This is a genomic window from Amycolatopsis sp. NPDC005003 (assembly GCF_053600695.1).
This window is the reverse complement of the sequence record NZ_JBSGAI010000019.1, coordinates 152,743-179,370: the sequence shown is the minus strand read 5'-3', so window position 1 is coordinate 179,370 and position 26,628 is coordinate 152,743. Positions and strand designations below refer to the sequence as shown.

The 26,628-nt window shown below is 71.4% G+C and carries 22 protein-coding genes and 2 tRNA genes; 14 read left to right on the top strand and 10 right to left on the bottom strand.

Going from position 1 to position 26,628, the window contains the following annotated elements; genetic code table 11:
* Positions 1-90 precede the first annotated feature (90 nt).
* From ACWED2_RS23140 to ACWED2_RS23125, 4 genes are all read right to left on the bottom strand, one after another.
* Positions 91-981 (bottom strand): ROK family protein, encoded by an 891-nt coding sequence (locus tag ACWED2_RS23140; RefSeq protein WP_449692564.1) that lies wholly within the window; start codon positions 979-981, stop codon positions 91-93.
* Complete coding sequence (locus ACWED2_RS23135; RefSeq protein ID WP_449692563.1) at positions 978-3,791, bottom strand: glycosyl hydrolase 2 galactose-binding domain-containing protein; 2,814 nt, start codon at positions 3,789-3,791, stop codon at positions 978-980. The genes ACWED2_RS23140 and ACWED2_RS23135 overlap by 4 nt, the downstream gene beginning before the upstream one ends.
* Positions 3,788-5,212: an APC family permease gene (locus tag ACWED2_RS23130; protein WP_449692562.1), complete on the bottom strand. Its 1,425-nt coding sequence runs from the start codon at positions 5,210-5,212 to the stop codon at positions 3,788-3,790. Before ACWED2_RS23130 ends, ACWED2_RS23135 begins: the two co-directional genes overlap by 4 nt.
* A 399-nt stretch (positions 5,213-5,611) precedes the next feature.
* Entirely contained in the window at positions 5,612-5,842 is a 231-nt protein-coding gene (locus tag ACWED2_RS23125) for a hypothetical protein (protein ID WP_449692561.1), read from the bottom strand.
* A gap of 84 nt (positions 5,843-5,926) precedes the next feature.
* On the opposite strand from ACWED2_RS23125, the gene ACWED2_RS23120 reads away from it, so the two are divergent.
* From ACWED2_RS23120 to ACWED2_RS23105, 4 genes are all read left to right on the top strand, one after another.
* Positions 5,927-7,417, top strand: a complete 1,491-nt coding sequence (locus ACWED2_RS23120) for an MFS transporter (protein ID WP_449692560.1) — start codon at positions 5,927-5,929, stop codon at positions 7,415-7,417.
* A gap of 5 nt (positions 7,418-7,422) precedes the next feature.
* Entirely contained in the window at positions 7,423-7,980 is a 558-nt protein-coding gene (locus tag ACWED2_RS23115) for a TetR/AcrR family transcriptional regulator (RefSeq protein ID WP_449692559.1), read from the top strand.
* Positions 7,981-8,127: 147 nt separating this feature from the next.
* Complete coding sequence (locus ACWED2_RS23110; protein WP_449692558.1) at positions 8,128-8,679, top strand: snapalysin family zinc-dependent metalloprotease; 552 nt, start codon at positions 8,128-8,130, stop codon at positions 8,677-8,679.
* Positions 8,680-9,125: 446 nt separating this feature from the next.
* Positions 9,126-9,284, top strand: coding sequence for a hypothetical protein (locus ACWED2_RS23105; RefSeq protein WP_449692557.1), 159 nt, complete (start codon positions 9,126-9,128; stop codon positions 9,282-9,284).
* 17 nt (positions 9,285-9,301) lie between these two features.
* On the opposite strand, the gene ACWED2_RS23100 is transcribed toward ACWED2_RS23105, so the two are convergent.
* The gene (locus ACWED2_RS23100; protein ID WP_449692556.1) at positions 9,302-10,978 is read right to left on the bottom strand and encodes an SIR2 family protein; all 1,677 of its coding nucleotides are present in this window, start codon (positions 10,976-10,978) and stop codon (positions 9,302-9,304) included.
* A 298-nt stretch (positions 10,979-11,276) separates the two neighbouring features.
* On the opposite strand from ACWED2_RS23100, the gene ACWED2_RS23095 reads away from it, so the two are divergent.
* Positions 11,277-12,395: an alpha/beta hydrolase family protein gene (locus ACWED2_RS23095; RefSeq protein WP_449692555.1), complete on the top strand. Its 1,119-nt coding sequence runs from the start codon at positions 11,277-11,279 to the stop codon at positions 12,393-12,395.
* On the opposite strand, the gene ACWED2_RS23090 is transcribed toward ACWED2_RS23095, so the two are convergent.
* Entirely contained in the window at positions 12,392-14,299 is a 1,908-nt protein-coding gene (locus tag ACWED2_RS23090) for an RICIN domain-containing protein (RefSeq protein ID WP_449692554.1), read from the bottom strand. The two genes, ACWED2_RS23095 and ACWED2_RS23090, sit on opposite strands and share 4 nt — an antisense overlap.
* A 136-nt stretch (positions 14,300-14,435) precedes the next feature.
* On the opposite strand from ACWED2_RS23090, the gene ACWED2_RS23085 reads away from it, so the two are divergent.
* From ACWED2_RS23085 to ACWED2_RS23075, 3 genes are read left to right on the top strand one after another with little or no spacing between them, the layout of a single operon-like run.
* Positions 14,436-14,594, top strand: coding sequence for a ribbon-helix-helix protein, CopG family (locus ACWED2_RS23085; RefSeq protein WP_364281141.1), 159 nt, complete (start codon positions 14,436-14,438; stop codon positions 14,592-14,594).
* Between the two features lies 1 nt (position 14,595).
* Positions 14,596-14,940 (top strand): VOC family protein, encoded by a 345-nt coding sequence (locus ACWED2_RS23080; protein WP_449692553.1) that lies wholly within the window; start codon positions 14,596-14,598, stop codon positions 14,938-14,940.
* Between the two features lies 1 nt (position 14,941).
* Complete coding sequence (locus tag ACWED2_RS23075; RefSeq protein WP_449692552.1) at positions 14,942-15,817, top strand: class I SAM-dependent methyltransferase; 876 nt, start codon at positions 14,942-14,944, stop codon at positions 15,815-15,817.
* Here ACWED2_RS23075 and ACWED2_RS23070 read toward each other — a convergent pair.
* Entirely contained in the window at positions 15,771-16,379 is a 609-nt protein-coding gene (locus ACWED2_RS23070) for a TetR/AcrR family transcriptional regulator (RefSeq protein WP_449692551.1), read from the bottom strand. The genes ACWED2_RS23075 and ACWED2_RS23070 overlap by 47 nt on opposite strands.
* 136 nt (positions 16,380-16,515) lie before the next feature.
* Here ACWED2_RS23070 and ACWED2_RS23065 point away from each other — a divergent pair.
* The 3 genes from ACWED2_RS23065 to ACWED2_RS23055 all read left to right on the top strand — a co-directional run bounded on the left by ACWED2_RS23065 (position 16,516) and on the right by ACWED2_RS23055 (position 18,905).
* Positions 16,516-16,585, top strand: a tRNA-OTHER gene (locus ACWED2_RS23065).
* 8 nt (positions 16,586-16,593) lie between these two features.
* Positions 16,594-16,666 (top strand) — tRNA-Asn (locus tag ACWED2_RS23060).
* 25 nt (positions 16,667-16,691) lie between these two features.
* A complete protein-coding gene (locus tag ACWED2_RS23055) occupies positions 16,692-18,905 on the top strand; it encodes a hypothetical protein (protein ID WP_449692550.1) in 2,214 nt (737 codons plus the stop codon).
* Between the two features lie 160 nt (positions 18,906-19,065).
* Here the strand turns inward: ACWED2_RS23055 and ACWED2_RS23050 are convergent, their stop codons facing one another.
* The gene (locus ACWED2_RS23050; RefSeq protein ID WP_449692549.1) at positions 19,066-20,532 is read right to left on the bottom strand and encodes an FAD-dependent oxidoreductase; all 1,467 of its coding nucleotides are present in this window, start codon (positions 20,530-20,532) and stop codon (positions 19,066-19,068) included.
* Between the two features lies 1 nt (position 20,533).
* Positions 20,534-21,436 carry an AurF N-oxygenase family protein gene (locus tag ACWED2_RS23045; RefSeq protein ID WP_449692548.1) on the bottom strand — a complete coding sequence of 301 codons (903 nt, stop codon included), beginning with the start codon at positions 21,434-21,436 and terminating at the stop codon, positions 20,534-20,536.
* Positions 21,437-21,543: 107 nt separating this feature from the next.
* Between ACWED2_RS23045 and ACWED2_RS23040 the strand changes: the two genes are divergently transcribed.
* Positions 21,544-23,100, top strand: coding sequence for an adenylate/guanylate cyclase domain-containing protein (locus ACWED2_RS23040; protein ID WP_449692547.1), 1,557 nt, complete (start codon positions 21,544-21,546; stop codon positions 23,098-23,100).
* A gap of 87 nt (positions 23,101-23,187) precedes the next feature.
* On the opposite strand, the gene ACWED2_RS23035 is transcribed toward ACWED2_RS23040, so the two are convergent.
* Complete coding sequence (locus tag ACWED2_RS23035) at positions 23,188-24,201, bottom strand: zinc-dependent alcohol dehydrogenase (RefSeq protein ID WP_449692546.1); 1,014 nt, start codon at positions 24,199-24,201, stop codon at positions 23,188-23,190.
* A gap of 80 nt (positions 24,202-24,281) precedes the next feature.
* Here ACWED2_RS23035 and ACWED2_RS23030 point away from each other — a divergent pair, with 80 nt between their 5' ends.
* Both ACWED2_RS23030 and ACWED2_RS23025 read left to right on the top strand, forming a co-directional pair.
* On the top strand, positions 24,282-24,890 hold the full coding sequence (locus ACWED2_RS23030) for a TetR/AcrR family transcriptional regulator (RefSeq protein ID WP_449692545.1): 609 nt from the start codon (positions 24,282-24,284) through the stop codon (positions 24,888-24,890).
* Complete coding sequence (locus tag ACWED2_RS23025; protein ID WP_449692544.1) at positions 24,887-26,512, top strand: CocE/NonD family hydrolase; 1,626 nt, start codon at positions 24,887-24,889, stop codon at positions 26,510-26,512. Before ACWED2_RS23030 ends, ACWED2_RS23025 begins: the two co-directional genes overlap by 4 nt.
* Positions 26,513-26,628 lie beyond the last annotated feature (116 nt).

The window sequence follows — 26,628 nt, the reverse complement described above, 5'->3', positions numbered from 1 at the left end:
ACCCGCTACGAAAAACTCGCCGTCCGCTACGAAGCCACCATCCACGTCGCCGCCATCAACGAATGGCTCTGACCGACTTCGATACAGGCCCTAGCCGCCCAGCGCCAGCGCCACCGCGCCCAGCAGCGCCGCGTCCTGGTCGAAGCGGGCCGCCACCAGCTCGGGTGGGAACGGCACCGCGTGCGCGAGCCGGTCGGCCAGCGCCGGCAGCAGCACGTCCGCCGAGCGCACCAGCCCACCGCCGACGGCGATGCGCTGCGGGTCCAGGGCGATCGCCAGGTTGGCCACGTGCATCGACAGCTCGTCGAGCGCGGCCGTCACCAGCTCCTTGGCCTCGACGTTCTCCTTGGCCAGCGCGAACAGCTCCCCGGCGGTGACCGGGCGGCCGAGCAGTTCGCTCGCCCGGCCGCCCAGCCCACGCCCACCGACGGCTTCCTCGAGCGGCGCCGCTCCGCTCGCGAAACCCTCGGTGTCCTGCGGCGAGAGCAGGTTGTACCCGATCTCGCCGGCAGCTCCGTTGGCGCCGGTCAGCACCCGGCCGCCGATCAGCACCGCGGCCGCGATGCCGGTGCCCAGCGACAGGAACACCGCCGGGTCGGCCCCGGCGAGCGCACCCCAGCGCCATTCCGCCAGCGCCGCCGCCTTCGCGTCGGTGCCCACCGAGATCGACACGGCGGGGAACTCCGCGGCCACCAGCTCCGCCAGCCGCAGCTGCTCCCACCCCGGCACGTTCGGGGCGAGCAGGATGCGGTCCGGCAGCACGATCCCCGGGCTGACGACGCCGACGCACGCGGGCTCCGCGCCCTCGTCGGCCAGGAGGGCCCTGGCCGCGGCGAGCGCGCGCACCACCACCTGCTCGGCCCCCGCCTGCGCGTCGGTGTCCAGCCGGCGGGTCGCCAGCAGGGTGCCGTCGCGGTCGGCGAGCCCCAGCGCCACCTTCGTGCCGCCGAAGTCGATCCCGAGAATCCGTTCCTCTGTCACGTGTGGGCCCCTCCCGTCCCCTGCACCACGATCCGGCCGGTGTTGACCCCGTCGACGCTGATCACCGGGGCCGCGCCGCGCAGGTCCGCGGCCCGGTAGGTGACGGTCAGCGTCTGCGACTGGCCCGGCCAGAGCGTGATGTCGTTGTCGTCCCAGGTCGCGTTCGCGAGCTGGTTGTCCCCCGGCGCTTCCCGCCCGTCCGGCGTGCCGCGGCGGACGTCGGCCCGCAGGAAGAAGGCCGCTCCCGGCGTCTTCGAGGTGTTGGTGACCGTCACCGTGGTGACCAGGTCACCGCCCTGAGCCCGGGTCGAGGCCACCGCGCCGACCTGCGACTTCGGCAGGTTCTGCAGTGCCTGCAGGTTGCCGTACTGCGAGAGGGTCGCCTGGGGGTTGCCCAGTGTCTTGGCCCAGTCGACGACGTCCTTCTGCGTCGAGAGCCAGTAGACGTTCCGGTCGACGACCTTCCCGCCCTGCTTCACCTGCAGCTCGACGAAGTAGACCTGCGCGGGCGCCGGTGCCTTCGTCTCGGCCGGGACCTTCGGCTTCAGGACGCCGGTGCGCACGCCCTGCGAACCCAGCGAGATCCCCGAAGCCGTCTGGTCGTCGAGCACCTTGCCGGCGGTGTCGAGCACCCGGGCCTGCACCGAAAGCCCGGACTGCGTGGCCGCGCCGAGGTTGTCCAGGGTGACGGACCCGTTGTCGTAGCCGTAGATCGCGTGCAGCGGCTTGTTGGCCTTCTGGGCGCCGAAGTACGCGCCCGGCTGGTCGCCGTCGTCGTTGTAGAGCGACCACAGCAGCGTCGGCCAGCCCTTGTTGAGCTGCCAGTAGACGACGCCGGTCGACGGGTTCGCCTTGTCCGTCGAGTGGTGCAGGAACGCCTCGAACTGCGAGCGGGTGTTCTCGTAGTTCGCGATGTTCGCCAGGTCCACATAGGACTCCAGCGAGTTCCACTTCCCGTACCGCTGCAGGATGGACTGGTCCAGCGTGTACAGCGTGCCGAACGCGTAGCCGCCGTGGTCCGGTTCGAAGTTCGCGTGGTACTGGTTGTACGCCGGGTCCTGCCAAAGCTTCGCCTGCTCGGCGGGCGAAAGGAACCGCTTGATCGAGTCGAGCGTCGGCACGGTGTGCCCGGCGCTCTGCTCGCTCGCGAAGCCCCAGGCGCCACCGGCGTTGGTGCGGCTGTCGTCGGAGGTGTCGAAGTGCGAGCTGTCGTACCAGTAGGACGGCGGAACCCAGTCGTACGGGCCCTCCTTCTCCCCCGAGTTGCCGAGCGTCGGCGTGCTCTTGTACTCCGCCGAGGCGATCACCGGCACCTGGAAGTCCTCCTGCCGGAAGGCGGTGAGGACGGCCTGCTCCTGGTTCGGGAACGGCTCGTTGTCGCTCCAGCCGTAGTTGAACACGCTGGGGTGGCTGCGTTCGCGCTGCGCGATGCTCACCGAGGAGTCGTGGATGATCCGCAGGTCGCGCTCGCCGAGCTGTTCGGCGGTGTCGGGCTGCCAGGCGTCACAGCAGAGGAACCCGCCGATCACCAGCAGGCCGGCGCGGTCGGCCTGGTCGTAGAAGTCCTGCGGCATGTCGTGGCCTTCGAGCCGGACGCCGGACAGGCCCAGGTTCTTGATCAGCGCGAGCTGGTGCGCGGTGTCGGCCTTGTCGTAGCGCAGGAACAGGTCCGGCGCGAAGCCGCCGCCGCGGAACACGAAGTCCTTGCCGTTGATGGTGAACTGCCGCGCGCCTTCGGGCAGCGGCGCGGACTTCCCGACCAGGCGCGAAGTCACCGTCCGGATGCCGAAGGTGCTCTTCGACGACGTCGACAGCACTCCGTCCTGCGACACCGCGGTGGTCAGGGTGTACAGCGGCTGGCCGCCCATCGAGTACGGCCACCACACCTGCGGGTGGTCGATCTTCACCGGCGCGAACGCCACCGTCCGCTTGGTGTTCGCGGGGATCGTGACGCGCTGCTTGACGACGATCGGCGCACCCGCGGGCGGCGTGACCGTCGCGGCGACGTCCCCGGTCTGCGCCGTGGCCGCGTCGTTCGTGACGTCGACCTTCACCGTCAGCTTCGAGCTGGACAGGTCGGGCGCGTTGTCCTGCACGACGTGCGCGTTGTCGCCGGTCAGCGCGTCGGAGACCTGCAGGGTCGGCGGGAACTGGATGCCGGTGTCGTTGTCCGGCGGGATCTGGCCCCAGTCGACCTGGTCGAGGGTGTACATCTTCAGCGGGTTGTTCGGGTACACCTTGATCGCCAGGGTGTTCTTGCCCGGCTTGACCAGCTTCGAGACGTCGAAGGTGTGCCCGGCGAACGCGCCGCTCACGACGTCCTTCGTGGCGACGAGCGTGCCGTTCACCCAGACGTCGCCCTCGCCGACGATGCCGGGGATGGTCAGCTTCGCGTGCTGCCCCGGGCGGATGTCCGGGGTGAAGTCGGTGCGGTACCACCACGGATCGGAGAAGGGCTTGGTGACGACGGGGCCGAGCTTGTCGACGTACCCGAAGCACTTCCGCATGTTGTCCGAGTAGAAGACGTCCGGGCACTTGCCGTTCTGGACCAGGGCGGTGATCTCGGTGCCGGGCGCGCCGGCGTCGTCCGGCTTGACCGGCAGCCAGCCGCGGGTGGCGTAGCCGGGCGTGGAGACCTTCTCGCCGCCGTCCTTGACGCTCGCCGTGGTCAGCACCTGCCAGCCCGGCAGGCCGATCGTGGTGAGCCCGTGCGGTTTCGCGGGATCCTGCTGCGCGGACGCCGGCGCGGCCACGCTCAGCACGCCGGGCACGAGCAGCAGCGCGGCGAGGACCGCGAGCTTCCGGGTCATGCCTGAGCCCCTTCCGGTTCGGTGGCGAAGGCTTCCTTGATCTCCTTGGGCCCGAACGGCCACGTGTGCTCGGCCTTGGCGTAGACGAGGTAGGCGATCGCGCCGATGGCGATCCAGCCCAGCGACAGGCCGATCGACAGCCAGTCGGCCGAGACGTAGATGTAGATCCAGCCGATGCCCGCGACGATCGTCGGCCCCGGGAAGAGCCACTGCCGGTACGGCCGCTTCAGGTTCGGCTGCCGGAAGCGCAGCACGACGATCGCGGCGACCTGGGCCAGCGACTGGATGATGACCAGCGTCGCGACCGCCGCGTTGATCACCGTGGTCAGCGTGAACAGCGAGCCGACGATCGTGATGGCCCCCATGGTGAGCACGCCCGCGGTGGGCAGGTGCAGCTTCGGGTGCAGCTTGCCGAACACGGGCAGGAACACCTTGTCGCGCGCGGCCTCGAACGGCACGCGGGAGCCGCCGAGCAGCCCGGCGAAGACGGACCCGATCGCGGCGATCACGATCAGCACGGTGATGGCCTTGGCCGTCCCGGTGCCCCAGACCTGTTCCAGCACCGACGACGCGACCGACTTCGCGTCCTTCAGCTGGTCGAGGGGGATCGAACCGAGCACGCCGACCTGGAGGAGGAAGTACAGGCCCATGATGCCGATGATGGAGAAGATGATCGAGCGGGGCAGCGTGCGGCCCGGGCTGCGCACCTCGCCGCCGAGGTAGGCGGAGGTGTTGTAGCCGAGGTAGTCGTAGATGGCGATGATCAGGCCGGCGCCGAGGCCGCCCCAGAACGTCCCGTCGCCGAAGGAGCTGAACGCGCCGGGGGTGAAGGCGAACGCCTGGGACGCGCTGAAGTGCGAGAACGCGGCGACGATGGTCGTCAGCACCGCGGCGAGCATGATCACGAACAGGACCGTGGTGAGCTTGGAGATCTGGCCGATCTTCCGGAACAGCGCCAGGATGATCACCAGCGTGATGCCGACGCCGATGACCTTGCCCAGCGGCGTCGTGCCCGCGTCGTCGGTGACACCCGGGATCAGGTAGCCGAGGTACTGGACGAGCCCGATGATGCCGGTCGACATGATCAGCGGGATGAACAGCACCGCGCTCCACACGAACAGGAACGGCATCAGGCGCCCGGTGCGGTACTGGAACGCCTCGCGCAGGTAGAGGTACGTGCCGCCGGCACCCGGCATCGCGGCGCCGAGTTCGGCCCAGATCAGCCCGTCGGCCAGCGCGACGATCGCCCCGATGATCCAGCCGAACATCGCCTGCGGGCCGCCCATGGTGGCGACCATGGCGGGGATCGTGACGAACGGGCCGATCCCGCACATCTGGGTCATGTTGATCGCGGTGGCCTGCAGCGGGCCGATCTTGCGTTCCAGGGCGGGTGGCTCCCCGGAACGAGTGGGTGAACTCACGGCATGCCTCCGACTCGTAGTTAGTAAAGTTTCTTAACATAGAACGACCCGGGCCGGAAGGGTTCGCGGATAAACATGCGGCAACTCAGGAGGACGGGTGGGACGAAACGGGCCACAGGCCGGGACGCCGGCGCACCTGCGGCGCTGAACCGGCTCGGGGCGGAGCCCCGGTTGTCACAGCCTGGCGGGCCCGGGCCGAGCGGCGGCGGTCTCCCAGGCCGCGCCGGACGCGGGCCACGTCGTGGGCGTCGACATCGGGCGGCGATCGCGACGGCGCCGGAGACCACCCGCGAGCTGGTGTTCGGCCGCCGCGGCCTGGTTCGCGCCACCGGGGACGCCTGACGGAGGATCGCGAACCGGCGCCGCTCGCCTCGGCGGGCGGCCCGCGTCCACAGTGGACTAGTCGGACGGCCCGCGCAGGGTGAGCACCACCCGCAGCACGTACTCCACCGCCGTCGGGAACGCCGCACCGCGCAGTTCACCGCGGTCGGCGAGGTTGCGGGAGGCGAACTCCAGCTCCCGCTCCGGCCCGCCCCGCCGGACGACGAGCCCGGCGATCTCCTCGAAGTCGAGCTCGGGGTGGTCCAGGCGCGTCAAGGCGAACTCGATCATCAGGTCTTCGGCCGTCACGGTCGCCTCCTTCCACTGCTGCCAGCTTACCCGTGAGCGGCCTCACCAGGGTTACTGTACCGTCCGGACGGTACAGTAAGCCTCATGACGATCACCCTGCCGTCCTCCGCCCGGCCGTTGAGCCCCCGGCGCCGCTGGGCCGCACTGGGCGTCCTCGTCGGCGCCGTGCTCCTGCTCGCGGTCGACGGCACGGTGCTGTACCTGGCCGTGCCGTCGCTCACCCGCGAACTCGCGCCGACCGCCACCGAAATCCTCTGGATCGGCGACGTCTACTCCCTGGCACTGGCCGGGCTGCTCGTCACCGCCGGGAACCTCGCCGACCGCTTCGGGCGCAAGAAGGTGCTGCTCATCGGCACCGCGGCGTTCGGGCTCGCGTCCACGCTGGCCGCCTTCTCCCCCACCGCCGGCGTGCTCGTCGTCGCCCGGCTGCTGCTCGGTGTCGCCGGCGCGACGATCATGCCGTCGACGTTGTCGCTCATCCGGGCGCTGTTCGCCGACCCGCGCGAGCGCACCCGCGCCGTCGCCATCTGGTCGGCCGGGTCCGGCGGCGGCATCGCGCTGGGCCCGCTGGTCGGCGGCACCCTGCTGGAGCACTACTGGTGGGGCTCGGTGTTCCTGATCAACGTGCCGATCGTCGTCGTCTTCCTGATCGCGGGCGCCTGGCTGCTGCCGGAATCGCGCGACCCGAACCCGGGCCGGTTCGACCTCCTGTCGGCGGGGCTTTCGCTGGCCGCGATCGTCCCGCTGGTCTACGCGGTCAAGCACGCCGTCAGTTCGGGCCCCGACGTCCAGGTGGCGGCCGCGGCCGCGCTGGGGCTGGGGGCCGGGGTCGTGTTCGTCCGCCGCCAGCGGCGGGCCGCGGCTCCCTTGATCGACGTCACGCTGTTCCGCAACGGTGCCTTCAGCGGCGCGGTCCTGGCGAACTTCATCGCGGTTTTCGCGCTGATGGGCCTGTTGTTCTTCTTCTCGCAGTACCTGCAGCTCGTCCGCGGCTTCTCACCGCTGCAGGCGGGGTTCGCGGAGATGCCGGCGACGCTCGCCTCGATCGCCGTCGTGGCCGCCGTCGGGGTGGTCGCCGGGCGGCTGGGGCGGGGCCGGGCCGTGGCGGCCGGGCTCGCCGTCGCCGCGCTGGGCCTCGCACTCGTCTCGGTCGCCGAACGGGCCCCGCAGTACTGGTGGCTGGGCCTGACACTCGTGCCCGTCGGGCTGGGCATCGGGCTGGCGCTGACGCTGACCGTCGATTCGGTGCTGTCCGCCGTCCCGCGGGACAAGGCCGGTTCGGCGTCGGCGATCTCCGAAACCGCCTACGAACTCGGGGCGGCGCTGGGCATCGCGCTCCTCGGCTCGCTGGTCACCGTGGTCTACCGCGCGTTCCTGCCGGCCGGCCCGGTGCCGGGCGAAGTCCGCGACTCCCTCGCCGGAGCCTTGGACATGCTGGCCCCAGGGTCCGAGCTGGCCCGGGCGGCGCGGGACGCCTTCACCGGCGCCATGCAGGTGACGTCGCTCGCGGCGGCCGCCGTCACCGCCGTCGCCGCGCTGATCGCCTGGCGTACCATTCCGTCCGGAAAGGACTGACGACGATGCCTCGCAAGGCCGGGCGCAGCCCGGAAGAGACGCGCCGCGCCCTGCTCGACGCCGCCGCGACGGTCATCCGCACGCGTGGCGTGTCGGCCTCCCTCGACGACATCGCCCGGGCGGCCGGCGTGTCGAAAGGCGGGCTGCTGTACCACTTCCCGGCCAAGGACGCGCTGGTCCGCACGCTCGCCCAGGACCTGCTGGACACCTTCCGCACGGACGTCCAGGCGGCGCTCGACCCGGCCGACACCGCCCCGGGCCGGCTGACGCGCGCGTACGTCCGGGCGTCGCTGGACACCTCCCACGACGAGGTCGCGATCCGCGAGACCATCGCCCTGATCGCGCTGCTGATCTCCCTCCCGGAGATCGCCGAGCTGGCCCGCGCGGACGCGGAGCGCTGGGAGCGCGAACTCCACGAGGACGGCCTTCCGGCCGACGTCGTCACCCTCGTGGTGGCGGCGGCCGACGGCGCGAGCACCGCGCCGTTGTGGGGCGTGGGCATCGACGTGGCGGCCGCGCGGAAGCTGGAGCAGCAGCTGCTCGCCCTGACCCGGACCGGCTGACCGGCCGCTGTCAACCCGACTTTGGTGCTGGGAATTCACCACTTTCCCGGCCCTACGTTAGTCGGCTCCGTCGAACGTGTCTTCAAGGTAAATTCTCGACAGCGCGCGCAATTCCGGCAAATCCCCGTCCCCACGAGGAGTCTTCCGATGTCGAGGAAGTTCGCCCTGGCCGGCGCCGTTGCGCTGGCCCTGACCGTGACCCCGCTCGCCGCGGGCACCGCGTCGGCCGCCACCGAGCAGGCGGCCGCGGTCACCACGGTCTACTACAGCACCGCCAGCGCACCGACGTTCCGCTCGGTGATCAACGCCGGTGCCGCCAACTGGAACCGCAGCGTCACCAACGTCCGGCTCGTCGAGCGCAACTCCGGCGCGAGCCTGCGCTACACGGAGGGCAACGACCCCCGCGGCTCCTACGCCTCGACCAACGGGCACGGCAGCGGCACCATCTTCATCGACTACACCCAGGCCCGCCAGTACAACCCGACCCGCATCGCGGCGCACGAGACCGGGCACGCCCTCGGGCTCCCCGACCACTACTCGGGCCCGTGCTCCGAACTGATGTCGGGCGGCGGCCCCGGCCCGTCCTGCACCAACGCGGTGCCCAACTCCGCCGAGCGCAGCCGGGTCAACCAGCTGTGGGCCAACGGGCTCGTCGCAACCAACGCCGAGCGGGTCTACGAAACCGTCTACGGCTTCTGAGCCCCTGACGGCACAAAACAGCGGTGCGGCCCCAGGGCTTCGGCTCCGGGGCCGCACCTTTTGCCCTGAGAGAACCGACGCTGTCCCCCGCGAACGGCTCGACCGAACCGCACCCCTAGCCGGTTTCGATGCGTCAACGTGGCCCCTTGCGTAACGGTTCAGCCGGGCCAGGCGACTTCACCTATTGATCGATTGTACCGATAGCACTACCGCCCGTAGCATTACCAACGCAGGCTGCAAGTACGAGCGAGCGGAGTGGTGGTCTTCGAGGCAACAAGTCGGCTGGCTAGATGCGGAGGCGATCAGATGGACTCCTCACTGCGCATAACAGCGACATCGAGGCCAAGCCGGAGTATTGTCGATAACGGAGTGTGTTCCTCAACCACCTCCCGAGGCCGCTGTGAAATCCTCCGCGCAGAGGTCATGCGACGCGAAAGGATGACGCCATGAGCACAGACGCGGCGGCCCGCGAGCGCGAGACCTCCGGCCAGCCGGGCGAACCGATCATCGGCCAGTCTCCCAAACGGAAGGTCGGCAACTCGGTCTACGTCTCCGTGCCAGGCCCGGTGCCGGTGATCAAGGCCAAGCGGACCAAAAAAGACTGACCGCGCTCGAGCCATGCTCAGCCGGAGTTGATCACATATTGCGCAGCACGCCGCAGGCTGTCCAGCAGACGGATCTGCCGTACCGAGTCGAGCTTGCTGATCAGCGACAGGTCATCTTGCGGAACGCGCTCACCATTGGTCTTGATCACGAACGTGGAGTTGAGCGTGATAGCTCCCACGGTCACCACGTCGACGGGATCGCTGCCGATCGTCCGCTCGCTGCCGATCCCTGACATGAGGATCGGAGCTGCGAGGATCCCTCGCCAAATCTGGCCGATGGGAGCCGGCGTGAGGTTCGTCGCCTGGAGGTTCCCAGTGAAGACCGCCTGAGCCGCAGCGAATTCCGAATTCCGGTCGATCTTCACGTGGTGGCGGAGTGACCAATCCTCGCGATGGGCGTACACAGACGTGCCGACGAGATTGAGGATGTAGCGGTGCCGCCCGCCTTCGAGATCGCGGCTCCGCAGCCACAGAAACAGGCCGAAGTTCTCACCGGTGGCGCCGCCCAGCGGGTGATCGTTGTACTGCCGCCCCAGATCTCGCAGCACCTCCAGGGGGCCATCCTCAATTTCGAGCGCTTGGTGCAGTCTCGTCGTCAGATCCTCGGCGACCCCACCGGACGGGACATGTACATCGGGTGGGCAACCGATGCTCGCATAGCAGTTGTCCAATGCCTTGGCCAGCCGTCGGCTGTACACGAGCGAGTCGTTGCTCTTCATGTCGATTCGGTACCGCCGCGGCTCCAGGACGGCCAACGCAAGATCCGCGATCACCTGGTTCAGTTGCGAATAGGACTTCAAGAAGATCGGACTGAGCCCCAGCTTCTCCTCGAGGTAGCGAGCCGAACTGATGGCATAGCACGCAGCCTGGGCAGATGTCACTCCGTCGACAGCGGGTGGCACTACAAGGGAGAAGCGCGGAGTTCGCCTTTCCCTGCTCTCGTAGAGCGGGCCGACGAGGTTCGGATCCGACATGCTCAATCCGATGAAGATCGTGCAGGCGCCGTCAAGCGTGTCCGAAATGACCTCCCGCACCTGAGCCCCGTGCTTCAGGAACTGGGACTCCGTCAGAATGATCGGGTCTTCCGTGGCGCCGGCTTGACGGACCAGGCCGTGCAGATGCATGACGCCGACCCGGTCGGAACGACCCCACTCCGCCCACTCCGCACTGCCGGCCGACTTCAACGAGAAGGAGCGGACCTCGTCCTCATCGAAGTAGGTTTTCAGTGCGCCTTCCAGGATCTCGTCGAAGTTGGTCGTGAGCAGACGCGAGTTCTGGCGAGTCACGTACACCAGCCGCGCGATCGACTTCGCCAGTTCCCCCGGCGTGACTTCCAGGTCGCGGGAGTAAAGAGCCTGGCGGATGAACTCGTGATCCTCCCGCCCCGTTCCGCCGTCCATGAGGATCTGCAGGACGATTTCGGCCTTCCTCATCAGGTCGGAGCCGTCGCGCAGAGCAATCTTCCGCGTGCCCGCGTCCCGGATCTTCCTGGTCATGTTGTCGATAAGCTCCCGCCAGGATGGCAAGCTGGAGTTCATCGACACTCCCGCGCCGACGACGACGGTCAACGGCCTCTCACGGCTGCGAACGGTTTCGAACAGGTCGTTCAGGTACGGCTGCGCACTGAAGGAGAAAGTGTCTCCTCGATCGAACACGTCAGGGTCGATAATTCTCGACGGAGAACCTTCTTCCATGGAACGACCTCTATGCGTCCGGCGGCACCCTTCAACCAACTGCTCCCCGCTAGGTCGTTCACCATCGGAGGTCTGTTACGACGAAAAACTGATTCTCGCACCGGAAGCAAGACCGTTAATCGTTCAGGGGGACGCTGGCCGGACCAGGGCTCGCAACGGCCCCATCGTCACGATCACCAGCGACAGCGAATCCGCGAAGACTTCTGGCCCGGGCCGGCGCCCGGGCCACAGCCCTGTCCGGGTCGATCTCGGTGATCACCCCGATGTCACGCACCCGGGCCGTCAATACGGTCAAACCATGCGAAAACCCCTTCTTGCCGCCGGACTCGCCGGCGCTCTGCTGCTGACCGCGCTCCCCGCCCACGCGGCCACCCGGCTCGCCTTGCCCGCCCCCACCGGGCCGTACGCCGTCGGCAGTGTCGATCTGCACCTCGTCGACCACGCGCGGCCGGATCCCTGGGTCGCCGGGATGAGCCGCGAGCTCATGGTGACCGTCCGGTACCCCGCCCGCTCCGGCGGCGGCCCGAAAACTCCCTACCTGGCACCGGAAGCGGCCCAGCTGATCGCCGAGGAAGATGCGCGGACGCTCGGCATCGCCGCCGACCGGCTCGGCTACACCTTCCCCACGCACGCCCGCGCCGGCGTTCCCGCGGCCGGTGGGCGGCGGCCGGTCGTGCTCTACTCCCCCAGCGCCAAGTACCCGCGCTCGGTCGGGACCGCACAGCTGGAGCAGCTCGCGAGCGAGGGTTTCGTGACGGTGGCGATCGACCACACGCACGAGCCCGCGGCCGTGGAGTTCCCCGGCGGCCGCGTCGAACGGCGGGTGCTGCCCTCCGGCCCCGGCGCCGGGCGGCAGCTCATCGCCACGCGGGTGGCCGACACCCGGTTCGTCCTCGACGCGCTGGAAACCCTGGCCCGCGGCGGAAATCCGGACGCCGAGCGCCGGGCGCTCCCGGCCGGGCTGACCCCGGACGTCTCCCGCACCGGCATGTTCGGCCATTCCGCGGGCGGGTTCACCACCGCCGAAACGATGGTGTCGGACCCCCGCGTGGCCGCCGGGGCCGACCTCGACGGCAGCATGGCGTACTCCCAGCCGGCCCGCGAGTTCGGCCGCGCCGCCGACGAGGGGCTCGACCGGCCGTTCCTGCTGCTGAGCGCGGGCAACCACAGTGCGGCGTCCGATCCGTCGTGGCAGGAGTTCCTCGCCCACCAGCGCGGGCCGGTGCGCACGCAGCACCAGCCGGACGGCGAGCACTTCAGCTACACCGACTACCAGGTGCTCCTCCCCAGCCTCGGCCTCGGCCCGGCGGCGATCGCGCCGTTCGTCGGGACCGTCGACCCGGCCCGGAGCATGGCCGGTCAGCGGGCGACGCTCGGCGCGTTCTTCGGCCGATATCTCAACCGGTGCACCGCCTAGCGCCGGGTCCACTGCTGGTTGGCGCCGCCGGTGCAGCTCCAGAGGATGAGCTTCGTGCCGTTCGCGGTGGCCGCGCCGCTCGCGTCCAGGCACAGCCCGGACACCGCGTTCGTGATGGTCCCGTTCGCGGTGAACGCCCACTGCTGGTTGCGCTGGCCGTTGCAGTCCCAGACGACCACCGCGGTGCCGTTCGCCGTCCCGCTGTCGTAGGCGTCGAGGCACTTGGTTCCGTTGACGACGAGCTGCCCGCGAGTCGGCACCCAGGTCTGGTTCGGGCCCGCGGCGCAGTCCCACAGCTGCGCCTGGATGCCGTTGGCGATGCCGTTGTCGTCGACGTCGGCGCACCGTCCGGACTGGCCGCCGGCGAGCTGGACCCCGGCACTGCCGGGCAGGGGCAGGATCGAGACGCCGGAGAGCTGCGGCGGAGTGCCGGAGAACGTGAGGGTGTTGGCGTTCCCCTTGCCCAGCGACACGACGGCGGAGACGGTCTTCGGCGTTCCGCCGGTGGCCGGGAAGGCGAGGACGGTCGGCTGCTGGCCGTTCACCGCAAGAGTGGCCGTCTGCGTGGCGGACGCGGTGTACGAAAAATTCGCGACGGCGAGGCCGGTCGCGGCGGCGGTGACGCCGGTGAACCGGGAGCCGGCGGCCGGGTAGCTCGCCGCCGCGGCGTCGGTGCCCTGCACGGTCAGCAGCACCGAGTCGCCGGCCGGGACGGTGACGCTGTAGCCGGTCGCGAAGCTCCCGGCATTGCCGGCGCCCCAGACGTTCCGGACGCTCGCCGCGGCCGGGGTCAGGCCGAGGTCGGCCCACCGGACGTTCATGGTCGCCGCCGACGACGTCCGGTTGAGCAGCGCCACCGCGCGCTTCCCGGATCCACTGAGGACTTTTCCGTAGACCTGGAGCCCGGCGGCGTCCTCGGCCACCTTGACACCCTGCAGGCCGCGCGGGTCCTGGTCGACGGCGATGACCTCCCGGTTGGTGAGGATCGCCTGGGTGGCCGCGCTCATCGTGGCGAGGTTGTTGCCCGCCAGCAGCGGCGCGCCCGAGACGGACCACAGGCTCAGCTCGGTGCGCGCCTGCGCGTCGGTGAGGCCGGGCATGCCCACGGTGAGCATGTCGGGGTCGTTGACGTGTCCCGTGTGCTGCGAAACCGGGTGCTGCGCCTGGTCGAAGTTCGTCAGCACCTGACCGAGGTCCGCCGTCTGGCCGTAGTAGATGATGTCCGTGCTGGTGCGCCACATCGGGGCGGTGCCGGCGCCCCAGTTCCACGGGTTCTTCCTGCCCCAGTTGCAGATCGACAGCGTGAGCGTGCGCCCGGTTTGCGCGGTCGCGGCCTGGTTGGCGTCGCTGATCGCCCGGTAGGTGCTCTGCGGGTCGAGGCCCTCGGCGTCGCCGCCGCACCAGTCGACCTTGACGAAGTCGAAGCCCCAGCGCTGGAACTGCAGCATGTCCTGCAGGTAGTGGCCTTCGCTGCCGCTCCCGGGCGCCGCGGGGCGCCCGGTCGGGAAGTAGTAGCCGCAGCCGTCGCGACCGGCGTCGGTGTAGATCCCGGCCTTCAACCCCTTGCTGTGCAGGTAATCCGCGATCGCCTGCATCCCGCCCGGCCACTCGGCGGTGTCCACGGTGATGTTCCCGGCGCTGTCGCGGGTGCCCTGCCACCAGCCTTCGTCGATGTTGACGTAGCGGTATCCGGCGTCCTTCATCCCGGTCGAAACGAGCGCGTCGGCCTGCGCTTTGATCGTGTTGTAGTCGATCTTGGCGGCGAAGGTGTTCCACGACGCCCAGCCCATCACCGGCGGCGGAACGGCGACCTCCGCGGCGGTCGCGCTCGCGGCGGCGGCCCCGAACCCGGGAAGCGTTCCGGCGATCAGCACGAGCGCGGACAAACCGTGACGCAGCTTCATGGCATCGCTCCGACTTCGTCGTCGAGGATTGTTAACGCTAACAGCCGGTCTGGATCTTCGGCGACCGGCGGCCACACGTCAAGGTCCGGACGGCGGGACTTGCGCGGCTAGCTTGCTAGCATGCTAGCCTCGACCGGTGGGCGATGACGACGTCAAGCAGTTCAACGTGTACCTGCCGATCGGGTTGATCCGGCAGGTCAAGCACCGGGCCATCGAGACCGAGCGGTCGCTCTCGGCGCTCGTCGCCGACGCGCTGCGCGCCTACCTCGAGACCGAACCCGAAGAGGAGCACTGACATGAGCACCGAGGGCATCGAGGCGATGTACCTGGAAACGCACAACTGGGGCAAGGCGGCCAAGTTCTTCCAGGCGCTGGGCTACGAGATCGACTTCGCGACCGGCCACAACTCCGGGCAGCTGCGCAACGGCGACGGCCCCTGGCTGTTCATCGCCGAGGTGCCCGAGAGCCAGGAGTCGCGGACGCAGATCGTCTTCAAGGTCCCGGACGCGGAGAAGTTCGAGGCCGGCGACCTCGTCGAAGTGGTCACCCCGTTCGAAGAAACCCACTACGGCACCCGGGAAATGACCGTCCGCGATCCCGACGGGCGGACGTGGACGCTGTCGGCGCCGGGCGCGGCCTGACGTGGCCGCGCCGGACAGCACGGCGGTGCGCACCGCGTTGTGGCGGGCCCTGCACGTCGCGGTCGATCCGCCGCCGCACGTGTTCACCGACGAGCTCGGCCTGCGCCTGGCCGATCCGGGTGCTGCCTGGCGGCACCGCGACGACATGGACCCGGCCACCGCCGGCCGCTACCGGGCCGGCATGGTGGCCCGGGCCCGGTTCGTCGAAGACCTGGTCACCGGACAGGCGGGCCGCGGTGTCGGGCAGTACGTGCTCCTCGGGGCCGGGCTGGACACCTTCGCCCAGCGCCGCCCGGAAACCGCCGCGCGGCTGCGGGTGTTCGAAGTGGACCGGCCGGAGCCCCAGTCCTGGAAGCGCGCCCGCCTGGAAGAACTCGGCCTCCCCGTGCCGGACGGGCTCCGCTTCGTGCCGGTCGACTTCGAGACGACGTCGTGGTGGGACCGGCTCACGGCGGCGGGTTTCGCTCCGGACGAACCGGCGGTGGTGGCGTCCACCGGCGTCAGCATGTACCTGACGAAGGAGGCGAACGCGGCCACCCTGCGCCGGGTCGCCGGGTTCGCCCCCGGCTCCACGCTGGCGATGACCTTCATGCTGCCGGCCGAGCTCCTCGACGAAGGGCAACGCGCTCGCCACCAGGCCACCGCGCGCCAGGCGGAAGCGGCCGGGACGCCGTTCGTCAGCGCGTTCTCCCCCGCGGAAATGCTGACCATGGCCCGCGAGGCGGGGTTCCGGGACGTCGTCCACGTCTCGGGTGCCGAGCTGGACGCGCGGTACTTCGCGGACCGCACCGACGGGCTGCGGGTCGTGCCCGGCGAGGAATTCCTCGTCGCTACGGCCGGGGCTGCCGGCCGAGGTACGCCCGCAGCATCGTCTTGACCGGCTCCAGGAGTTCCGGGGCACCGTCGCCGCGGAAGGCCTCCTGGATCACGGCGTCGGCGGCGAGGAAGGCCGTGCGGCACGCCACCGCCGCCTCGTAGTCGTCGTAGAGCAGGCGCTGCGCGACGAGGATGCGGTGCACTCCGGTGGCCATCACGCGCTTGTGCGCCAGGTCGGCTTCCCGGGTCCCGTCGGTGAGGCCGCGGCCGAACCACAGGGCGCGGAAGCCGGGTTCGGCGCGGTAGAGCCCGGCGAAGGCGTCGACGAGGAGGCCGACGGGATCGGTCCAGACCTCCCGCGCCGCCTGCTCGGCGAAGGAGTCCATCAGGTCTTCCAGCCGGGCGAGGTAGAGCTCGCCCAGCGCCTCGGTGATGGCGTCGCGGTCCGGCAGGTACTGGTAGAGGGCGCCCACCGAGACGCCGGCCTCGGCCGCGACCCGGGTCGTCGTCAGCGCTTCGACGCCTTCCTCGCCGAGCAGGCGGTCGGCGGCCGCGAGCACCTTGGCCACCTTCTCCCGCGAGCGCGCCTGGCGCGGCACCCGGCGCAGCCGGCTGTCGGTCATCCGGTCCCCAACCTGAATGTGACTTTGATTCGGTTTCATCCTAGCCCCGCCGGCCGGCACCGGCGAATCGATCGCCGTCCGGAAAGTCGGTCGCCTCGCCCGCCACCGCGGATTACCCTGGCCGTGCGGGAAATCGCATGGAGTGGATCAGCGGCAGATCGCCCGGCTCGGACCGGGGGGCGCGGGTTCGAGTCCCGCCTCCATGTCCCCGCAGCTTGGAGTAGTTCAGCAGGCAGAACACCCGGCTGTTCTCCGGGAAGGCGCAGGTTCGATTCCTGCCTCCAAGTCTCGTCTGCACCAGGGGGAGTCCACATGGCACAGGAGGCGTCACCCGGTTACGCCTACGGGCAGCTCGAACGCGCACTGCGCACCGCTTCGTCCACAAAGGATCTCGCCGTCCGCCGTCGCGCCCGCGCCAAGGCCGGGCGGTGGCAGGCGGTGCTCGCCGGGATGGCGGGCGGGGCACTGGAAATCGGCTCGCGGACCCCGGTCAAGGACACCCCGGCCTGGGTGACCCTCGAAGTCGCGCACGGCGGGTTCGCCACCGGCCGGTACCTCGCCGAGACCCCGGTGCGCCCGGAGGAACTCGCCGCCGTGCCCCGCACGCCGGGCCGCACCGACCGCGAACGCGTCAACCTCGGGTACCTCACCGACGCCGGGCTCGCCGCCCTGCGCGCCGCGCTGGCCACCGAGGCCTACCGGGTGGAGTTCCCGGAAGACGCCGCGCTCCCGGTCGTCGCCTGGCTGCTCGACCGCGGGCACGCCGAAGCCGCCCTCGACCTGGTCGCCGAGCTGCGGCCGCTGCTGCACCGGTTGCGCCTGGCCCCGCTGCCCGGCGCGGCTCCGCGGCCGTCCGGCGCGCTGGTGCGGCTGGCCACGGTCGGCGAGGTCCGCGAGACGCTGCGGTCGGCGACGACCAGGCCGGCGATCGCCGCGATGCTGGAGACGCTGCGGGTGTGGCACCCGCTGTACGACCGGCTGGTCGCCCTCTGGGCGGAAACGGTCGACGGCGAACTCCCCCGGCTGACCGCCGACGGCGTCACCGGTGGCTGGCCGTGCCGGACGTGGCCGGAGGGGTGGGGATCGCGGCGGGCGGCGTGGCTCGCGGACTACGCGAAGGCGAGCGCGCGGCACAAGGCGTCGACCGCCCACCTCCAGCCGAAGAGCAACTTCGCGCGGCTGTACCGGGCGCTGACGCTCTGCCAGTTCGCGAGCGCGCGGCTCACCGGCCGGGACGTCGGCTGGATCCGCCGGGCGCTGGCCAACACGATCACCAAGCACGGCGAGCCGGGCTCGGAGCGCCGGGCCGCGCTGCGGGCGGTGCAGGCGGTGGTGGCCGCGCGCCCGACGCACGCCGAGCTCGCGGCTGTCCTGGCCGGCCGGCTCGACGCCTACCCCGGCGACAGCGGTCTCCCGGCGCTCGAACCGGTCGTCGAGGCGGACGTCGTCCCGCGGCAGCTGGTCGCGAAGGTGGCCCGCGCGCTGGAGGCGCCGGTCGAGGAGCTGGTCGCGCGCGGGGTGATCACTTCGGGTGACGTGCTCGCGGCGGTGCTGCCACAGATCACCGCGCAGCTGATGGCGGCGAACGTCGAGGACGAGCGGCTGGCGGCGCTGTACGCGCAGACGTACGCGGCGTTCCGCCGGCGCCGGGGACTGTTGCTGCTCGACCTCGCGCACCAGGTCCGGCTCGAAGAGCTGCCGTGGATCCGCGCACTGGAGCCGTTCCGGGCCCGGCGTCCCGACGTCGCCAGGGCGGCGCGGCAGACGCTGACGCAGACGGTGCTGCTGGCGCTCGGCTCGTTCCCGCAGGCGATCCTGCCGAACCCGCTGGTGCGCGAGCTCGGCGCGCTGGCCGTGCAGGCGGGGCTGCCGATGCCGCTGCTGGAGGAACTGGCGGCCGACATCTTCGTGGGCACGTTCACGGAGAAGTGGCGCACCGCGGCGGCGACGGCGAGCCGGGTCATGGCGGGCACGCTGTACGCCCGGTACTACGACCTGCCGGACGAGTGGCCGCCACCGCCGCGCAAGCTGCTGCGACGCACGGCGGACGACTTCGCGGCGGTCTGCGAGGCCCGAGCCGGCCGGCGGCGGCGTTCGGTGGCGGGCAACGGGATGGTGATCGAGCAGAGCCAGATCCTCACGACGCACAACCTGGCGGTGCTGGCGGAGCCCCTGGAGCTGCGGTCGCGCCTGGGCCCCGACCTGGCCGGCCAGGTGTTCACGTGGGTGGTGCGCCGCCTCGCGGGACAGCGCTCGTGGAACCGGCAGCTGCTCAAGAACGTCGCGTACGCCTGGCGGCAGGCGATCTTCTTCCTGAGCTTCTCCGGGGAGAGCGAGCAGCGGGCGGCGGTGACCCGGCTCGGCGAGCTGGTGGCGCAGGCGGGTCTGCAGGACCGGTTCGGCCCGGCGGTGACGGGCCTGGCGGCGGTGCTCGACGGCGCCCGGTTCGCACCGGACGGCACGCTGCCGGACGGACCGGGACGACGGCTGCTGGGCTGGACGACCGGCCCGCACTGGTGCCGCTGAGCCGGACGTGAAGCTGCCGGAAACCGTTACGCACCACGGTTTCCGGCAGCAGCTCCGGCCCGGCCGAACAGCGGCGGCGCCCGTTCCGCCGCCGCTTTGGGCGGCAGCTCAGGCGCGGCCGAACAGCGGCGGCACCCGATCCCACCGCCCCGGCGGCAGCTCAGGCGCGGCCGAACAACCTCGCTCCCCGCCGCCGCACCGGCAGCCGTCCGGCCACCGCGTCTTCCAGCAGCGCCCCCACCGTCTCGCGCGCGCAGGCCTTGTTCGCGCCGATCCCGCCCGACGGGCCGCGCTTGATCCACCCCGCCACGTACACCCCCGGCCGCCCGGGAACCCGGCCCGCCGTGTTCGGCACGATCCCCGCCTCCTCGTCGAACGGCAGGCCCGGCACCGGCACCCCGCGGAACCCCGCCGCCCGGACCACCCGGCCCGCCGGGATCTCGACGTCGCCCTCCGGCCCGGTCGCCACCACCGCGCGGACCTCCGTGTCCCCGGCGAACGCCACCGGCGCCGAACCGAACCGCAGCACGATGCGGCGTCCCTCCGGCGGCGGCGAAGACCAGTCCACCCGCTCGCGCGGCACGCCCCGCAGCCAGGCCGCCTTGTCCCCCGGCCCGGCGCCGTCGATCGTCTCCGCCACCGACGAGTGCGCGTCCACCACCAAGCCGCCGCGGGCCGCCAGCGCCAGCAGCTCCGGGCGCGTGTAGGCCGCCGTCTCCGGGCCGCGGCGGGCCAGCAGCACCACCTCGCGGACCTTCGCCGACCGCAACCGCGCCAGCGCCGCCGGCGCGATCGACGTCGCGGCAAGCGTCTCCGGGTCCGCCGTGAGGATGCGGGCGATGTCCAGGGCGACGTTGCCGGTGCCCACGACGACCACGCGTTCCGCCGACAGGTCGACGGCGTCCGGCTCGACGTCCGGGTGGCCGTTGTACCAGCCGACCACCGTCGCGGCCGGGAGACTGCCGGGCAGGTCCTCGCCCGGCACGCCGAGGCGCCGGGCCTCGGTCGCCCCCACCGCGTAGATCACCGCGTCATGGCGATCGGCCAGCTCGGCGCCGGCCGGAACGCCGAGCCGCAGGCGCAGCCGCGGGTGGTCGTGGAACCGCGCGAACGTCTCGCCGATCTTCTTCGTCGACGGGTGGTCCGGCGCGACGCCGTAGCGGATCAGCCCGCCGGCCACCGGCAGGCGGTCGACCAGCGTGACGCGGGCGTTCGTGTGCAGCAGCAGGTCCTCCGCCGCGTACATGCCCGCCGGGCCGGTGCCGACGACGGCGACGTCCAGCGGCGCGAAGTCGCTCGGCAGCACCCGCGCGAACGACGGCGGGGCCCACCGGTGGAAGTTCGGCGCGACCGAGACGTCGGCCAGCACGTCCCGGCCCGCGTAGTACTCGGCGTTGAGCTGCTCGTACGCCCGCAACGGCCCGGTCAGGTCGCCGGCCGGGAAGATCGCGTCGACCGGGCAGGCGTCGGCGCAGGCGCCGCAGTCGATGCACGTGGCGGGGTCGATGTACAGCAGGTCCGTCGTGCCGAAGTCCGGCTCGTCCGGCGTCGGGTGGATGCAGTTGACCGGGCAGACCGACACGCAGGACGCGTCGGCGCAGCAGGTCTGCGTGATCGCGAAGGCCATCTCAGATCAGGTTCGCACGCTTGTAGAACCACAGCGACGGCTTGGTGAGCAGCCCGGCCGAGTGCAGGAACTCCATCAGGCCGGCACAGCTGGAGCGCAGCATCGACTTGTGGTGCTCGTTGGCCTTCGCCTCGCGCCGCGCGCGCTTGCCGTCCAGGCCCGCGTTCTCGTAGACCTTGCCGTTCACCATGCTCGTCACGATGAAGTACGACGCGATCGCGACGACCAGGCCGTTGACCTGCCGGCGCAGCCACCCGGCACCGCGCAGCCGCTCGCGGGTCTCCTCGCGGGCGAACTTCATGTGCCGCGACTCCTCCACGACGTGGATGTTGTTGATGGTGCGCACGAACGGGACCACCCGCTCGTCGCGCATCCAGTCGCGCTGCATGACGTCGAGGACCTCTTCGGCGACGAGGATCGCCGCGTAGGCGGCCTCGCCGGTCGCGGTCGCCTTGAAGACGCGGCCCAGCTCCACGACGAACCGGCGCGGCCGGTAGGCGGGGGCGCGCAGCTTCGCCGCGCCGCGGGCGAACATGATCGAGTGCCGGCACTCGTCGGCGATCTCGGTCAGCGCCCACTGGAACGCCGGGTCGGTGGGGTCCTTGGCGTAGAAGTCGCGCAGGACCATCTGCTGCAGGATCATTTCGAACCAGATCCCGGTGCTGGCCACCGACGCCGCCTCCTGGCGGGTCAGCTCGCGCTGCTGCTCCGGCGTCATGTCCGCCCAGTAGGAGGTGCCGTACAGCGTGCTCCACTCCGGGCTCGCGCCGTGGTAGCCCGTGTCCAGCGGCGTCTCCCAGTCGACCTCCTTGACGGGGTCGTACGACAGCTGCTCCGACGAGTCGAGCAGCCGCCGCGCCACGGTCTCCCGGTCCGACACGCCCGATTCGCTGATGCTCGTCACGACCGACCTCCTCGTCAGGTGTTACCGAAGTTCACTGTTACCAACCGTAACACATACTTGCGGCACCCGCCTCCGGTCATTTCAGTGAACGACCGTACACTCAAATGGTGACCCCAGGACGCGCCCCCGCGGAGCCGTTCGGATCCGGCTTGCTCGGACCGCTCGACCAGCACGCCCCCGCGCTGCGACGGCGGGTCCAGGGCCTGCTCACGGCCACTTTGATCGCCACCAACGTGATCGGCGCACTGGTCGTGGCCGGGCTCGCGGTGCTGCTCATGCCGACGCCTGGGATGTCCGGCGAACTCGTGCGCGTCACCGCGGTCGCAGTACCCGTGTACGTCGTTTCGGCTGTCGTCGCCGGCACGCTGTGGGGCACCCGCGGAGCACTCCGCACGCTGCGCTGGGCGGCCGACGGAAGACAGCCGACCGGCGCCGAACGCGCGGCGAGCCTGCGCGTCCCGTTGCGGCTGACGTACGTCCAGGCCGTGCTGTGGGGCATCGCGACGCTGGTCTTCAGCGGGCTCGCCGCGCTGGTGCAGCCGGCGGTCGTGCTCACCCAGTTCCTCGTCGTGGCCTTCGCCGCGGTCGTCGTCTGCGCGATCGCCTACCTGCTCGGCGAGTTCGCGATGCGGCCGTACGCGGCGCTGGCACTGGCGGGAACCACGCCGCCGCGGCCGGTCAACGGCGGCGTCAACCGGCGGATGCTGCTGTTCTGGTGCCTGGGCACCGGGGTGCCGGTCGCCGGGCTGGTCGTCACCGCGGCGCTGGCCTGGGCGCGCGGCGACGTCTCCACCACGAAGCTCGCCGTGTCGGTGATCGCGCTCGGGCTGGTCGTGCTGTGCTTCGGGCTGCTGGTCACCGTGTTCACCGCCCGTTCGGTGGTCAACCCGATCTCCTCGGTGCGCGACGCGCTGGGGCGGGTCCGAGCCGGGGACTTCAGCGTCGCGATCCCGGTCTACGACGGCACCGAGCTGGGCCTGCTGCAGGCCGGGTTCAACGACATGACGGCCGGGCTGGCCGAACGCGAACGGCTGCGCGACCTGTTCGGCAAGCACGTCGGCCACGAAGTCGCGGTCGAAGCCATGCGGACGTCGGCCGAGCTGGGCGGCACGGTCCGGACGGTCTCGGTGCTGTTCGTCGACCTGGTCGGGTCGACGGCGCTGGCCGCCAGCCGCCCGCCGGAGGAGGTCGTCGGCCTGCTCAACCGGTTCTTCGCGGTGGTGGTCGACGAGGTGGACCGGCACCACGGCCTGGTCAACAAGTTCGTCGGCGACGCCGCCTTGGCCGTGTTCGGGGCGCCCGCGCCGCTCGGCGACCACGCCACCTGCGCGCTGGCCGCCGGCCGCGCGATCGCCCGGCGGCTGGCCGCCGAGGTGCCCGACGGCCCGGCCGGGATCGGCGTGGCGACCGGGGACGCGGTCGCGGGGAACGTCGGCGACCCGCGCCGCTTCGAGTACACGGTGATCGGCGACCCGGTCAACGAAGCCGCCCGGCTGACCGAACTGGCGAAGAACGCGCCCGGCCGCCTGCTCGCCTCGTGGACGGCCGTCGAGGCCGCGGCCCCGGCCGAAGCCGCCCGCTGGACGGCGACCGAAGAGGTCACCCTGCGCGGCCGCACCCGGCCGACCACGCTCGCTTCGCCGCTTCCGGGCGCGGCCGGTTGACACCCGCACGGTGCCCGGAGGCGGGACTCGCGTGTCCAGGCCCGGAACTCGCGTGCTCGAAGGCGGAACTCGCGTGATCGGAGGGCGCTAGCGGCGCGGGTCGATGTGGATTTTCGGGCCCGCGCCGCCGGGCCGCTCCCCAGCCAGCACGGCTCCGACGTCACCGAGGCCGACGGTCGCCGCGACGAGGGGGCGCGGGTCGACGGTGCCGCTCGCGTACGCCGTGATCGTCTCGGCCAGGCCCGGCGATCCGGAGAGGACCCCGACCGCCGTGACGTCCTTCAGCACCAGCGCGCGGGTGTCGAGCCGGCTGGGCTGCCCGGACAGTCCGATGTAGACGACCCGGCCCGCGGGCTCCACCAGCTCCACCGCCAGCGCGGGTGAGCCGGCGGCGCCGGTCGCGTCGACCACCGCGTCGAACGGCAGGTCCGGGAGGGTGGCGCGGGTCCAGACGTGCGCGAAGCCGAGGCCTCGGGCGAACGCGCCGTCGTCGACGCCCAGCAGGTGCACCTCGGTGCCCGCCGCGCGCAGGAACATCGCCGTGAGGAGCCCGATGGTCCCCGGGCCCAGCACCAGCGCCCGGTCGCCCACGCCGACACCGGCGGCGCGGGCCGCGCGCAGGGCGTTGCCGCCCGGCTCGACCAGTGCGCCGAGGACGGCGTCCACCGGATCGGGCAGCGCGTGCAGCGACCACGCGGGCACGGCGAGCCGTTCGGCCAGCGCGCCGGCCCGGCCGCCGCGGATGCCGACCTCCTCGCGCCGCTCGCAGGTGTGCTGGTGCCCCTTGCGGCAGCGGCGGCACGTCCGGTCGCCGAGCATGGTGTCGCCCATGACCCGGCGGCCGAGCCAGGCCGGGTCCACGCCCGCCCCCAGCTCGGTGACCGTGCCCGCCCACTCGTGGCCGAGCCGCATCGGGTACGCCGAGTGCCCCTGGTGGAGGTAGGCCATCGCCCCGGTGAAGAACTCCACGTCGGTGCCGCACACCCCGGCGCGGTCGACGTCGACGACGACCTCGCCCGCGACGGCCCGCGGCACGGGGACCTCCTGCACCGAACATTCCCGCGGCCCGGTGAGCACGAACGCCCGCATGGTCGAAGACATGGCGGCATCCTCGCATCCCCGAGGGGCACCCACTTGTCGAACACTTGCTATTTTCTTGACAGCTGTTCATTATCGGCGCTGTGCCTGACGACTGGACGACCGAAGCACCCGCCAAGGACCGGCGGGTGCGCCGGTCGCGCGCGGCGCTGATGCGGGCCGCGGTCGAGCTCGTGTCCGAACGCGACACCACCGCCGTCCCGGTGTCCGAGATCGCCGAAGCCGCGGACGTCAGCCGCCAGGTGCTGTACCAGCAGTTCGGCGACCGCGACACGCTGTTGCTGGAGGCCGCGCTCGACCTCGTCCGGCGCGAACTGCTCGGCGAGCTCGCCGACCTCGCGACCCCCGACGGCGAACACGCGTCGCTGCTGGCGCTGGGCCGGCACTTCGCCCGGTACCGGCGCTTCTACCGCGCGCTGCAGACCGGGGCGTCCGCGTACGCCCTCAACAAGGCCCTGACCGGCCTGTTCCTCCCGTTCAACCGGGAGAACCTCGAGCGCGCGCTCGGTGGCCGCCTCGACGCCGAGGGTGTCGAGGACCTGGCCACCTTCCTGACCGGCGGGGCCGGGGCGTTCGTCACCACGTGGGTCGTCGACGGGCCGGACCCGCTCGACCCGGAAGAGTTCGCCGACCGGCTGCAGCGGATGCACTCGGTCGTCACCGCGATGATCACGAAGGAGGCCGGCCGATGATCAGCCGACTCGTCGAACGCCTGCTGAAGCTGCCCACGCCGGCCACCCGGCGCCTCACCGTCCAGCGGGACCTGCGGGTCCCGATGCCCGACGGCGCCGAGCTGCTCGCCGACCGCTGGGCCCCGCGCGACGGGGGAGACGGGCTGCCGATCGCCTTGGTGCGCACGCCCTACGGCCGCCGGGGCCCGTTCGGGGCGATCCTGGGCCGTCCCCTGGCGGAACGCGGCTTCCAGGTGCTGATCCAGAGCACCCGCGGCGGCTTCGGCTCCGGCGGCGCCTTCGATCCGCTGCGGCAGGAGCGCGAGGACGGCCTCGCGACGCTGGACTGGGTGCTGCGGCAGCCGTGGTCCGGCGACGCGGTCGTCCTCGTCGGCGCCAGCTACCTCGGGTACGTGCAGTGGGCGGTGGCCGACCGGCTGCCACCGCAGGTCAAGGCGATGGTCCCCCAGGTCACCGAGTCCGGGCTGACGCTGGAATTCCTGCGCGAGGACGGCCTTTCCCTGGAAACCCCGTTCGGGTGGGGCGTCCAGGTCGCGGTCCAGGAACGCCGGTTCGGCCTTCTCCGGCAGCGCGGTCAGGCCAAGAAGCTGCAGCAGGCGTTGAACACGCTGCCGCTCGCCCAGGCCGACGTCGTCGCCATCGGCCACCGCTCCGACTACATCCAGGACGTGCTGGCCCACCCGGAGCACCACCCGCGCTGGGCGGAGATCGACCACCGGAAGCGCGTCACGGACGTGACCGTGCCGGTCAGCTCGGTCGCCGGCTGGTACGACATCTTCCTGCCCGGCCAGCTGCGCGACTTCCGCACGCTGCAGGACGCGGGCCGCGAGCCCCGGCTCACGGTCGGACCGTGGACCCACGCCGGCCGCGACAGCCTGCTCGGCAGCACGGGTGAGACGCTCCGGCAGGCCCTCGAGTTCGGGCTCGCGCACGCCCGCGGCGAACAACCGCCGGAGCGGGCACCCGTCCGGCTCTTCGTCATGGGCGAAGAAGCCTGGCGCGACTTCGCGTCGTGGCCGCCGGAAGGCTATGCGCCGCAACGGTTCCACCTGCAAGCCGGTGGTACGTTGGCCACGGACGCCCCCGGTGAGTCAGCGCCAGACCGCTACCGCTACGACCCGGCGGACCCGACTCCGGCGGCCGGTGGCGTGCGCATGGCCCCCGACGCGGGCCGGGTGGACAACGCGGCACTCGAAGCCCGTGCCGACGTCCTCACCTACACCACGCCGGCGCTCGAGGAAGACGTCGAAGTGATCGGGGACGTGCACGCGGAGATCTGGTTCCGGTCGAGCCTGCGGTTCGCCGACGTCTTCGTCCGGCTCTGCGACGTCGGCCCGGACGGCCGGTCGGTCAACGTCTGCGACGGCCTCACCAGCCTGCGCGACGCGGACGAGCCGGCCGCCGTCACGGTCCGGATGTGGCCGACGGCGCACCGGTTCAAGCGCGGGCACCGCATCCGGGTGCAGGTCTCCAGCGGCGCTTTCCCGCGCTACGCCCGGAATCCCGGCACCGGGGAGCCCCACGCCGCCGCCGTCACGCTGCGCGCCGCGGACCAGGAGGTGTACCACAACCCCGCGCGCGCCTCGGCGATCGTGCTTCCCGTGCGTGATTCACGAAAATGACGGCGATACCGCGAAAATACCGCGAAGTGGATTGAAAAAGAATTCCCGGCGCCGCGCCGCAAATCGTGTAACGCACCCACGGGGAACGCGACTAACGCGATGTTTCCGGCTCTCTC

Excerpts from the sequence above, each read along its gene's own strand:
- ACWED2_RS23090 (WP_449692554.1), bottom strand. The coding sequence starts at position 14,299 with ATGAAGCTGCGTCACGGTTTGTCCGCGCTCGTGCTGATCGCCGGAACG.
- ACWED2_RS23025 (WP_449692544.1), top strand. The coding sequence starts at position 24,887 with ATGATCAGCCGACTCGTCGAACGCCTGCTGAAGCTGCCCACGCCGGCC.
- ACWED2_RS23135 (WP_449692563.1), bottom strand. The coding sequence starts at position 3,791 with ATGACCCGGAAGCTCGCGGTCCTCGCCGCGCTGCTGCTCGTGCCCGGC.
- ACWED2_RS23095 (WP_449692555.1), top strand. The coding sequence starts at position 11,277 with ATGCGAAAACCCCTTCTTGCCGCCGGACTCGCCGGCGCTCTGCTGCTG.
- ACWED2_RS23070 (WP_449692551.1), bottom strand. The coding sequence starts at position 16,379 with ATGACCGACAGCCGGCTGCGCCGGGTGCCGCGCCAGGCGCGCTCGCGG.
- ACWED2_RS23050 (WP_449692549.1), bottom strand. The coding sequence starts at position 20,532 with ATGGCCTTCGCGATCACGCAGACCTGCTGCGCCGACGCGTCCTGCGTG.
- ACWED2_RS23055 (WP_449692550.1), top strand. The coding sequence starts at position 16,692 with ATGGCACAGGAGGCGTCACCCGGTTACGCCTACGGGCAGCTCGAACGC.
- ACWED2_RS23100 (WP_449692556.1), bottom strand. The coding sequence starts at position 10,978 with ATGGAAGAAGGTTCTCCGTCGAGAATTATCGACCCTGACGTGTTCGAT.
- ACWED2_RS23105 (WP_449692557.1), top strand. The coding sequence starts at position 9,126 with ATGAGCACAGACGCGGCGGCCCGCGAGCGCGAGACCTCCGGCCAGCCG.
- ACWED2_RS23120 (WP_449692560.1), top strand. The coding sequence starts at position 5,927 with ATGACGATCACCCTGCCGTCCTCCGCCCGGCCGTTGAGCCCCCGGCGC.
- ACWED2_RS23035 (WP_449692546.1), bottom strand. The coding sequence starts at position 24,201 with ATGTCTTCGACCATGCGGGCGTTCGTGCTCACCGGGCCGCGGGAATGT.
- ACWED2_RS23110 (WP_449692558.1), top strand. The coding sequence starts at position 8,128 with ATGTCGAGGAAGTTCGCCCTGGCCGGCGCCGTTGCGCTGGCCCTGACC.
- ACWED2_RS23115 (WP_449692559.1), top strand. The coding sequence starts at position 7,423 with ATGCCTCGCAAGGCCGGGCGCAGCCCGGAAGAGACGCGCCGCGCCCTG.
- ACWED2_RS23080 (WP_449692553.1), top strand. The coding sequence starts at position 14,596 with ATGAGCACCGAGGGCATCGAGGCGATGTACCTGGAAACGCACAACTGG.